At 45.4% G+C, this 11206-nt stretch carries 10 protein-coding genes, 2 pseudogenes and 1 riboswitch; of the genes and pseudogenes, 1 reads left to right on the top strand and 11 read right to left on the bottom strand.

What is annotated here, in order from left to right; all coding sequences use genetic code 11:
* A partial coding sequence (locus I656_RS07595; RefSeq protein WP_020755167.1) for a carbon starvation CstA family protein occupies positions 1-1713 on the bottom strand: 1713 nt, incomplete at its 3' end.
* 301 nt (positions 1714-2014) lie between these two features.
* Between I656_RS07595 and I656_RS07590 the strand changes: the two genes are divergently transcribed.
* Positions 2015-2479 carry a hypothetical protein gene (locus I656_RS07590; RefSeq protein WP_033005688.1) on the top strand — a complete coding sequence of 155 codons (465 nt, stop codon included), beginning with the start codon at positions 2015-2017 and terminating at the stop codon, positions 2477-2479.
* 24 nt (positions 2480-2503) lie between these two features.
* Here I656_RS07590 and I656_RS07585 read toward each other — a convergent pair whose 3' ends face one another.
* From I656_RS07585 to I656_RS07545, 10 genes and pseudogenes are all read right to left on the bottom strand, one after another.
* Positions 2504-3196: a TerC family protein gene (locus tag I656_RS07585; protein WP_020755169.1), complete on the bottom strand. Its 693-nt coding sequence runs from the start codon at positions 3194-3196 to the stop codon at positions 2504-2506.
* Positions 3197-3210: 14 nt separating this feature from the next.
* Positions 3211-3483, bottom strand: a complete 273-nt coding sequence (locus I656_RS07580) for a YkvA family protein (protein WP_013146272.1) — start codon at positions 3481-3483, stop codon at positions 3211-3213.
* A 334-nt stretch (positions 3484-3817) separates the two neighbouring features.
* Positions 3818-4138, bottom strand: a complete 321-nt coding sequence (gene sugE, locus I656_RS07575; RefSeq protein WP_013523018.1) for a quaternary ammonium compound efflux SMR transporter SugE — start codon at positions 4136-4138, stop codon at positions 3818-3820.
* A 58-nt stretch (positions 4139-4196) separates the two neighbouring features.
* Positions 4197-4299, bottom strand: a riboswitch (guanidine-I (ykkC/yxkD leader).
* Positions 4300-4407: 108 nt separating this feature from the next.
* A complete protein-coding gene (locus tag I656_RS07570) occupies positions 4408-4698 on the bottom strand; it encodes a hypothetical protein (protein WP_020755171.1) in 291 nt (96 codons plus the stop codon).
* A 184-nt stretch (positions 4699-4882) separates the two neighbouring features.
* Complete coding sequence (locus tag I656_RS07565) at positions 4883-5911, bottom strand: cytochrome d ubiquinol oxidase subunit II (protein WP_020755173.1); 1029 nt, start codon at positions 5909-5911, stop codon at positions 4883-4885.
* Positions 5908-7245 carry a cytochrome ubiquinol oxidase subunit I gene (locus tag I656_RS07560; RefSeq protein ID WP_020755174.1) on the bottom strand — a complete coding sequence of 446 codons (1338 nt, stop codon included), beginning with the start codon at positions 7243-7245 and terminating at the stop codon, positions 5908-5910. Before I656_RS07560 ends, I656_RS07565 begins: the two co-directional genes overlap by 4 nt.
* A gap of 283 nt (positions 7246-7528) precedes the next feature.
* Positions 7529-8167, bottom strand: a pseudogene (locus I656_RS07555) (SpoVR family protein); the annotation flags it as partial.
* Between the two features lie 47 nt (positions 8168-8214).
* Complete coding sequence (locus I656_RS07550) at positions 8215-9180, bottom strand: Kiwa anti-phage protein KwaB-like domain-containing protein (protein WP_011230106.1); 966 nt, start codon at positions 9178-9180, stop codon at positions 8215-8217.
* Positions 9173-9382 carry a hypothetical protein gene (locus I656_RS18660; protein WP_164832327.1) on the bottom strand — a complete coding sequence of 70 codons (210 nt, stop codon included), beginning with the start codon at positions 9380-9382 and terminating at the stop codon, positions 9173-9175. The genes I656_RS07550 and I656_RS18660 overlap by 8 nt, the downstream gene beginning before the upstream one ends.
* A gap of 1182 nt (positions 9383-10564) precedes the next feature.
* Positions 10565-11206 (bottom strand): annotated as a pseudogene (locus I656_RS07545) (serine recombinase); the annotation flags it as partial.

Genomic DNA, 11206 nt, shown 5'->3' on the forward strand with positions numbered 1-11206 from the left:
CTTTTTGCCCATTTTAAATAGAACCGTCGTCGCAAACAACAAGGCGATGCCCGCCAACATTTGGTTGGCGATGCCAAACAGCGGCCATAGCGTGTTGATGCCGCCCAGTGGATCGACGACGCCTTGGTATAGGAAGTAACCCCATGCCAATACGCAAAGGGTCGTGGCGATCAAGTTCGAGGCAAGCGAATCCGTTTTGCCAAGCGGTTTGTAAAACGTGCCCATAATATCTTGGATCATGAAACGGCCGACGCGCGTGCCGGCGTCAATCGTCGTCAAAATGAACAGCGCTTCAAACAGGATGGCAAAGTGATACCAGAACGCCATAAGCGCCTTGCCACCGATGACGCTCGATAAAATGTGCGCCATCCCGATCGCCAACGTCGGCGCCCCGCCCGTGCGTGACAACACCGTTTGCTCGCCGACGTCTTTCGCCAGCTGCGCAAGCATATCCGGCGTTACGGTGAAACCCCATGACGATACCACTTTTGCCGCCTGTGCCACATCTTGGCCAATCACCGCCGCCGGGCTGTTGATGGCAAAATACGCCCCTGGCGTCAAGACGCAAGCCGCCACCATCGCCATGACAGCGACGAACGACTCCATCAACATCGCACCGTAGCCGATCGGCCGCGCATGGCTTTCAAGCTCAATCATCTTCGGCGTTGTACCGGATGAAACGAGCGCGTGGAATCCAGACACCGCGCCGCAGGCAATCGTGATGAACAAGAACGGGAACAAATTGCCGGCGAAGACCGGTCCTGTACCGTCGATAAATTTCGTCACTGCCGGCATTTGCAAATCCGGCATCACAACGAAAATGCCAAGCGCCAATCCGACGATGGTGCCGATTTTCAAGAATGTGCTCAAATAGTCACGCGGCGCAAGCAACAGCCATACCGGCAGCGCCGAGGCAACGAAGCCATAAATGATCATTAAGATGGCGATCGTTTCCCCTTTGAGCGTAAACATCGCCGAGAGCGTCGGGTGCTCTGCGACGTACTGACCGGCCACAATCGACAAAATCAACAGCACAAATCCCCCAAGCGACGCCTCTGCCACACGCCCCGGGCGGATAAAGCGCATGTAAATGCCCATCAAAATCGCAATCGGAATCGTCGCGGCGATCGTAAACATCCCCCACGGGCTTCCGACAAGCGCTTTCACAACAACGAGCGCCAATACGGCCAATAAAATAATCATAATGCCCAAAATGCCAAGCGCTGCGATCAAGCCCGTCACCGGTCCCATTTCTTCCTTGATCATTTCGCCAAGCGACTTCCCGTTTCGGCGCATCGAAGCGAACAAAATGACAAAGTCTTGCACCGCTCCGCCGAGCACAACGCCGATCACAATCCAAAGCGTCCCCGGCAAGTACCCCATCTGCGCGGCCAAAATCGGTCCGACAAGCGGTCCCGCACCCGCAATAGCGGCGAAGTGATGCCCGAACAGCACCCATTTGTTCGTCGGAACATAGTCTTTTCCGTCATTGAACACCTCAGCCGGCGTTTTCCGGTTATCATCAAGACCGAACACTTTGCGGGCGATAAACCGGCTGTAAAAACGATAGGCGACCGCATACGTGCAGACAGCGGCGACGATCAGCCACATGGCGTTGACCGATTCGCCGCGGCTTAAAGCCAAAATGGCAAACGCTGCGGCCCCGAGGACGGAAATCAGGCCCCATAACAAAATCGATTTTAGCCCCTTCACACGGCTTCCTCCTTTTTTATTTGTCAAAATCCTTTACGCTACTATTATATTCATTATTCTGAAAAATTTAAAGATATTTTTTCATCTTCAACTAACGTATCGTTTGGTTCTATAGGAACGTTTTTCCCCATTCCTATTTCACAAAAGTATAAAACAAGTCTTTGGCGCAAAAAATGTAATTGCACCCATCGGCTTAACCAGCAACTGACTATGAAGCACCCATTGATTGTCTCCAGCTCCATCTGACGGCGCAATGGACAAAACAACGATCAACTACTATTTCAGTAAAGGGTTCGAGAAGGTGAAGGCGATCGAAGCATTGTTATGGAGCATTGCTTTGCCTGGATTCGGGCAACTGTTGAACAAAAAGTATATAAAAGGAATTTTGTTTATTGCGTTGGAATTTGTGATTAACACCCAATCTCATTTCAATGAAGCCATCCGCCTCAGCTTCTTGGGGCGCACGGATGAGGCCGCCCGCATCATCGATATTGGATGGCTGATGTTTTACCCATGTTTATACTTTTTCGCCATGTGGGATGCGTTTAAAGACGCTGGCGGCGGACGGACGCCGTACTCGTTTTTGCCGTTTGTCTTCTCCGCCTATTTTGTGACAGTCGGCTTGATGTACTCGGCGCACGTGACGATTGGCGGTGTATTTTTTGGACCGATTTGGCTGCCGATCTTATCGGTCATCCCAGGGCTGACCGTCGGATGGCTGCTTCAGTTTCTTTTATTAAGATGGAGGCGGCCATCCGTTCCGTAGCTGTCTAATGAACAAAGCCGCCAATTATTCATTGGCGGCTTTCGGTTGCGGCTCTTTAGCGCTTTTTCGTTTTTTCATCGTTCCCACCGCAATGACCGCAGCGACAACGAACAACTCAAATCCATACTTCACAACAGGATTGGCAAAATACGCCTTTAAAAACGGCTCATCGACGATCATTTTCGCCGCCGTCCAGGCGAGGACACCGGCGCCGATCGTAATAATGATTGGGAAGCGCTCGATCCATTTTAAAATGAGCGTGCTGCCCCACACCATGATCGGCACAGAAATGAGCAGCCCAAGGAGCACGAGGAGAAAACTTCCGTGCGCGGCTCCGGCAACCGCCAATACGTTGTCAAGCCCCATCAACGCATCGGCAATGATGATCGTGCGAATCGCCTCCCATAAACTCCCCCCGGCTTCAACATCGTCATGGCCCTTCCCCTCAACAAGCAGCTTATAGGCGATCCAGACAAGCAACACGCCGCCGACAAGCAAAAGCCCTGGGATTTTCAGCAGCCAGACGACAAAAATCGTCGCCAGCGCCCGGATGACGACAGCGCCTACCGTCCCCCAGACAACGGCCTTTTTTTGCTGGTGTTTGGGCAAGTTGCGGGCCGCCAATCCGATCACAATGGCGTTATCCCCTGCCAGCAAAAGATCAATAATGACGATCGACAGCAACGCCGTCCAAAACTCCGCTGACAACAGATCCATGGAAGAATCCTCCTTTATAAGTTATATTTTTCTTTTAATGAAACTGGAGCCATCTTAATGACTTGTTGCAAAATAAATAGGAAGACGGTCAAATCATCGATCAAACCAAACAACGCAAGCCAATCTGGAATGAGGTCAAGCGGCAACGCTATATACAAAAGCAGCAAACCGACGGAAAACAATTTTTTTCGCATTGGCACTTCATGAGAAACGAAAAATTCGAACAAAAACGGTAGAAAACGCCGGACATGGACGATGAAGCGAAGCCGTTTCCACCATTTACGCATGCCATCCCCTCCGCTTTTTGTTCTTTTTGAAGCCGAACCTATCTTCTTTTACGATTATCTTCCCCCCTTTTGTTTCATGACATGAAAGAAGGCCTTTACCATCCTTGGTAAAGGCCTTCATAAGTAAAAGAGACCTTTACCCACATCGGTAAAGGTCTCGCTAACAACGTCGCCGTTGCCAACAAAGCCGAGGGCGTGCGCCCTGAACTGACGACTTTGCTGTTAAAGCTACTCCCCTTTAACATAAAGAAACTATATTCGTTTTTATATTTCCATGATATTCAATATTTATACCTGTTGTCAACTCTTTTTCTTGACAAGAAATGAATCCAATTTATTGCCCCGCCGTAAACTTCAAACCAATGACTCCGACAAGAATGCAAAGCAAAAACGTCACCCGCGGCGCGTTGACCGGCTCGTTTAAAAACAACATGCCGACCAAGGCCGCCCCGAGCGCTCCGATTCCCGTCCACACCGCATAGGCGGTGCCGATCGGCAACGTTTTTATCGCCAGTGATAAAAAGTAAAAGCTCGCCGCCATCCCCGCAATCGTCACAACAGAAGGCCAAAAGCGGGCAAACCCGTTCGTATATTTCAGCGCGATCGCCCATACAACTTCGAACAAACCAGCAACTATTAAACAAACCCACGCCATGCCCCGTCCTCCTTTTTTAGCGAAAATAAAAAAGCCGCGAGAACGATCGAAACGATGCTCCTCCCGGGCTTTTGTCCCTCCGTGTACGCGAGAATGACGCGCGGTTTCTCTCGGTCACAGGCCAGCCGTCTGGCAGCTGCGGAACCCTAGAAAACATTCCCTGTATTTACTTGGCTGCCAATCAGTATAACACATCAGCCAAATGCTTGCAATCCATCCGCCTTCCGCGTATTTCCGACAGATGAAGGCCGAGGGGGCCCCCATCCGTCTTACACCGGGTCGTTATCGACGCCGCTGTACGATTCAATCGCTTGATCGAGCGCCCGATAGGCCTCAGCGAAAGCGTTTGTCGCCGATTCATCTCCAGCCTCGGCCAGCTCCATTCGTGCATTGCGCGCGTGAGTCACCGCCTGGATGACGTCTTCGATCATTTGCCGTTTGTCCCCGGCGCTCGCTTTTAACCGTTCGAGCTCACGAATCGCCCCGTCAAGGCTCGTCGAACGCGGCTCTTCAAATGCCTGCTCCAATTGTTCTTTTACACGTTGCAGCACTTCTTTCATGATCGCCCACCCTTCCTTGATTCGTTGTCATCCGCTAGTGTGAGCGATTGGCGGCAAACTATGCATCCTTGTCTCCATCGCGTTCAGTCATTGATCCGTGCATCTTTCAATCCGGCCCAAAAGGCGGCAACGACGGAAAGGGCAACAATCATCAGCGGCGCATACATGATCAAAAACGTTTGCATCATCCTTTCCCTCCTTCCCATTTCCCTTTGACGTACGCTTTATTGAACAAAAAGAGGCGCATCAACAAATACAAAGACGGGATGAGCAGCAACAGCCCCGCGATAAACGCCGCAATTAACGCCACCGCCATCGTTTCATTGGTGAACCCATCGTAAATCGTCAAGTGCGGGTAAAGCAAATACGGATAATGCGAAATACCGTACGCATAAAATGCAAACGCGTATTGACACACCAGTGCGATAAACGCCCGGCCGAACCGTTGCTTTTTCCAAAGCCAATACACGGTAGCGGCAAAAAACAAAAATGAAACAGCCAACACCCATGCCATCTTCCATAAGTTGGCGTAATGCTCCGGATTATGGTAGCGCAGCTGGTAAATAATGAGCAGCGCCGACAACATCGTCGGCCCGCTCCAAAGAAGGGCATAGCGGCGCAGCAGCTCCCGCGCCCGCTCATCCCCGGCCGCGTTCGCATAATACGTCAAAAACACGGCGGAAATGTAAAGGACGCTTGTAACGCTCAGTAACACGACGCTCCACGACAGCGGGCTGGCAACCAACGCACCGTAATCAAGCGCCAATGCATGGCCGTTTTTTTCAACAAATCCGCCTTCCGAAATCGTCAAAACGATCGACAGCGAGGCAGGAATCAACAAGCCTGTCAATCCGTAAACGAGCAAATACCAGTTCCGCTCCGTCCCTCCGTAGGTGTGAAACGCATAGTACGAGCCGCGAATGGCGAGCAAAACAATCGAAATGCTGGCCGGAACAAGCAACACCGAGCCATAATAATACGCCGTTTTCGGGAAAAAGCCGACGATTCCGACAAAGAAAAAGACGAGAAAGACGTTTGTCACTTCCCATACTGGCGACAGATAGCGCTGGATGATGCGATGCAAAATATGTTGTTTGTTCGCCCAATGGCTGTAGGCGCTGAAAAACCCAGCTCCGAAGTCGATTGAAGCCACGATAATGTAGCCGAACAAAAACAGCCATAGCACCGAAATCCCGACCACTTCGAGCGTCATGGCGCCACCTCCCCGCGCTCCGCCAGCTCCCGCTCAATCGGGTTTTGGCGAAACAAACGGACAAGGACGATCACGCTTGCGATTCCTAATACGAGGTATAACGCACAAAACAACACAAGCATCACATCGACATGGGCAGACGATGTTGCGGCCTCGGCCGTTTTCATATAGCCGCGCAAAATCCATGGCTGCCTGCCGACTTCCGCCAAGTACCATCCGGTTTCAATCGCGATCATCGACAACGGCCCCCCTGCGGTCAACAATCCAAAAAACCAGTTTTTCGCTGTCCATTTCCAACGAAAAATCGATCCAAGCCAATAAGCAGCCGATAAAATCATTAAAAACACGCCAATCGTCACCATGGCATCAAACAAATAGTGGATATAAAGCGGCGGGCGCTCATCTTTCGGAATGTCGTTCAGCCCCGTCACGACCGCCCCCGGGTGGTTGTGCGCCAAAATGCTTAACGCATATGGAATTTCAATGGCATACTTCACTTCCCCATCCTCCGTCAGCGTGCCAAATAACAAGAGCGGCGCGTGGGAGCTCGTTTCAAAATGCCATTCGGCCGCCGCCAGCTTTTCCGGCTGGTATTCGGCCAAAAACTTGCCTGACAAGTCGCCGACAAGAGCGCTCGCTACGGAAAAAATGAGCGCCGTTTTCATCGTCAAATGAAGCGCCTTGCGATGGTACACGTGTCGGTTGCCCTTCCATAAATGCCACGCCGCGATCGAAGCGAGCACGAACGCCGACGTCATATACGCCGTCGCCAGCACGTGGGCGACTTTTGTCGGCATGGCCGGATTGAACATTGCGGCGATCGGGTCGATGTTGATAAGCTCGCCGTTTTTCAACTCAAACCCTTGCGGCGTGTTCATAAAGGCGTTCACCATCGTAATAAACATGGCCGAAGCCGAAGAGCCGATCGCCACCGGAATGAGCAACAGCAAATGTTTTTTCTGGTTTTCAAACCGGTCCCATGTATACAGATAAATGCCGAGAAAAATGGCTTCAAAAAAGAAGGCGAACGTCTCCATAAACAGCGGCAAGCTGATCACTTGGCCAGCCAGCTGCATAAAGTTCGGCCATAAAAGCGACAGCTGCAAGCCGATCGCCGTTCCGGTCACAACCCCGACCGCCACCGTGATGACAAAGCCGCGCGTCCAACGACGGGCAAGCAAAATATAATGCATATCATGTTTCCGAATCCCAATCCACTGGGCAATGGCGATCATAAGCGGAATCCCAACGCCGATCGTGGCGTAAATGATGTGAAACGTCAGCGTCAACTCTGTCAGCACGCGGCTGAGCCACACTGAATCATACTCGTGCATATTTCATCCCCCCTGTGAAAACAGCCGTCCCATCAACGAAACGAACACGGCGGCCGCCGCCAAAAAACTAATCCATATGAGCCACGTTTCTTGCCGTTTCCACACGTTCCTTCCCCTCCGTAAAGTCCTACACGACATAATTGTGATAAACATCACAAATCAGTTGTGTTTATTATCCCATAAACTTCCCGCTCTTATCCATCGCAAATTCGAATAATTTGTGACATTTTTCACATATCTGCCGTGACAAACAAAAAAAGCAGGATGCCCCTGCCGTTCGTGATCACAAATACTTCCGATGCACCGTCTTCCCGTCATACGTAAACAACATCGGCTTCTCTTCAACAACCGTCTCCATATGGACCGGACGGCCCCACAACTGATAAATGTAGGGCAATACTTTTTCCAAATACTTCAGATCGAGTTCGATCCCTTCATACCAATGTTTTAAATACAGCTCCCCATTGCGCATGTAGTCGCCGTCATTGACCGTGATATACGGAAACCCGCCGTTGACCCGCATGCTGACGAGTTGGTCGCGAATATGTTCCCAATGCTTGTCGACAATTTTGTAATCTTTCCCTTGTTTTTGGAATAAGTACATATCTTCCCGCATGATCAGCTCTTTCGTCAAATAGTTGCGCAAAAACGAAATATCGGATTCCAGCTCGCGCACTTCAAAAATTTTCGCCCGTCCTGAGCCTGGCTTGACACCGTATTTTTTCATCTCTTCCGTCGGGTTGTTCCAGCGCTCTTCGATGTCCTCAAAAATTTTCAGCCCTAAATAGTACGGATTGATGCCGGTGCGCGACGGCTGCACGACGTTGGCGTTCAGTTTCGCAAATTCAATCGCCTCATCGCTCGTCAAATCCATCTCGCGCAAAATGCGCTGATGCCAATACGTCGCCCAGCCTTCGTTTATCTAAGATGCTTATTTTATTCCAACACTGACACAACAAAACACAGTAATTATTGTATACGCATTTTATTGATAGCTCGGTATTTATCATCAGTAATTAAAGAGGAAACAAAATTGTCTAATATTACATCAATAACCAATCGCGCTTCTTCTTTTGTGGTACAGACTATCCTGCCTTGCTCATCTAATTGCAAATTAATCATGCCAGTATTTATCAATTCCTCAATACGCTCTCTTTTTATGCGTTCCAACCCATAATCAGCTGCCTTAGCTAGCTTCTTTTGAAGACTTATCTGAGACTGAACAAATTGTAAAAAGTTAGAATCATCTGAAACAATCCCTTTTTCCATTATCTGTTCGACTATTTCATCTGCTGCTTGTCTAAATCTTTCATAATATCTAAACAAAGATAAAATTTTATTTTCATTGTACAATAGAACATTATTACCAATTATAATTCCGTCCCATTGATCGTCTAAAAAAAGCTTCTTGTCTCTTTCTTGGGAGATCTGATAATCACCTCTATCCACAACTTCAAGTATTTTACGTTTTTTTAGAAATACACTTTCGTTTATTATTTTTAAAAAATAAACCTTCATTTCATCATCAATTTCAAGTTTCGCTAATAACACTTTAGGTTTAAAATCATCTCTATTTATTAAAGTCCTTGCATCATTTTCAACTTGCTCATTATTTATACGCTGAGTCCATAAATAAAGTTGATTTAAATTATTTATTTCAATATATCTTTTTATTGTCTCGCTTTCTTCGTCAACTTCTCTAATATTTAATACTTGATAATTTTCTGTTACATCCTCTAGCAAAGCCTTTGTGGTTCCCAACAACCAATCTTGTACTGATTGGTCGATTGGAATTTCTTTTGGATCACAATCATCATAAACAGATTGTGTTCCTTCTCTTAGTACAGAACCTACTATAAATAACTGGTAAACGTAATCATTGTTATGTTCCATTTCATTAATTTTTTCTTTTACATAAATCAATTCATCATTCATTTTGTTGCCCCCTACTCCCATCGATTAATACTGTTTCTTTATCTCTAATAAAACGATAACAAATTATTTTTTTACCTAAGCATTCCTCGAATTTATCATTTTTAGAAATAAGGAGTGCTTCACCTAAATCTGTTTCGATAGCGTATATTCTTAATTTTAGAGCTGCCATAACTGGATTGACATAAAGTAAATCTGAATACATCGATAACCAGAATATTAAAAGAATAAGAACAAATAAAACTATTATATCCCTAAAATTATCCATATCTAGACTAATCAGCGGTAAAACATAAGTAACAAGGTAAACTAATATATCCCTATCCCTAGGTTGTATTTTCTTAATGGTATATTTTTTCTGTCCAATCCTTTTTTTTCTCTGTGGTTCTTAATTCAAACAATATAAACAATATCGATAATAATGAAATTACCAGCAGCAAAGTTGATATAAGTCCCATTACTCCATTTAATGTTTTAATCTCTAACAGAAACAATATATCGATAAACCTCCAATATTTAATACAATAAACAAGGAATTCATAATTAAAAAATTTTATAAACAGTACCAAAAATAAAGGAAAATAAGACATAAAAAGAAATAATAAACGAAACCAAAATGGAATTAACAATTAAACCTCCCCCAATTGGCAGATACCACCAATATTTTAACGAATAAATTACCTTTATTTCAACAAAAACCCATTTAGTATTCTGATTCTTTTTAATATAAAACCTTCATATCCCTCAACTACCTCCTTGCCGAACTGCAAATCCTTGGATTTTCCTTGTTACTACTCCAAAACCGAACAATTTTGCTTGTTCGCCTAATCTAATTTTGAATCAAGGTAAATTTATGATCATAACATTAGTGATGTAACTTTACTTTAGTCGCTAAAAAACAAGGAAGTTCTCTCCTCCTTGTTTAAAGTTGTAATGAGAATAGAATTAGATCTTGTTGTTTAGTTTCGATTTCTTTTTCTAATTCTCATTATTCTGTTTTAAGCATTGACACGGTATTGCACTAACATATTCTTCAACACAGTTGGTCTAATCATCTTTGACATTGGATCGATAAGATGTAACAGTAATACTTAACCAACCTAATTACCGAGTTTCCAAATCTCCTCTATCCAAATAACCGAGAACTGTTAAAAAAGGACTTCCTTGTCCATAATAAAATTAGGACAAACCCCAGCTTGTCCCTTGAAATCAAAGGTTTTTCTTGAATTTCAGTCGTATCAATATCGGTAATTTGGGGCTGATCGCGATCGGGTCCTACCCTTAATTACCGAGAAAAATTGCTTTACCTACCAATATATGCACCTAATCACCGAGATATGTTATTACATAAATAAAAAAATCTCCTGCAAATGAGGAGATTTTTGTATCATTTATCATCTAAATTGAAACGTAGTTTACATTGCAAATGTCCTTTTTTATTAACCATAATTTCTTCAAATAAATACAGGAACAACGCTCGCATATCTTCATTGCAGCTAGAGACAGGAGCCTGAAATTGTTTTAAATGATCTCTAATTAAATTTTCATTTTTTTGAACCTCTTCTAAGAATTTTATTTTTGCCTCTTTTTCCTCAATCCAACGTTCAATTTGATGAACTTTGTTTAGGATTCGATCTTTTGTAATGATCAATATTTTGATGTGAGGTTCCTTTTCTTCCTTCCTTTTAAAGGCTTTTTCAATTTCAATATCGCAAAGCTGGAGTTTTCGTTTTTCTGTTTGCCATGACACTTTTAAATCCTCAATACTTTTCTTGATGTTGCTAATTTCTGTTTCCACTTTTTCCTGAACAGCCGAGATCAGTTTCTCTGTATCTACACCTTGATAACTTCTGAATACTTTTAATACCGTTTGATGTGCGTCGTCTGCATCGATTTTATAATTGCATGATTTGCATAAATACACTTTCTTTCCATATACTTTTCCCTGGTTACTCGTCGTTCGCTGATCTTTTCCAATTAAATCCCCATTGCAATTTTGGCACTTTAACAAACCTGTTAACAGAAAAGA

Source organism: Geobacillus sp. WSUCF1 (assembly GCF_000422025.1).
Classification (GTDB): Bacteria; Bacillota; Bacilli; order Bacillales; family Anoxybacillaceae; genus Geobacillus; species Geobacillus zalihae.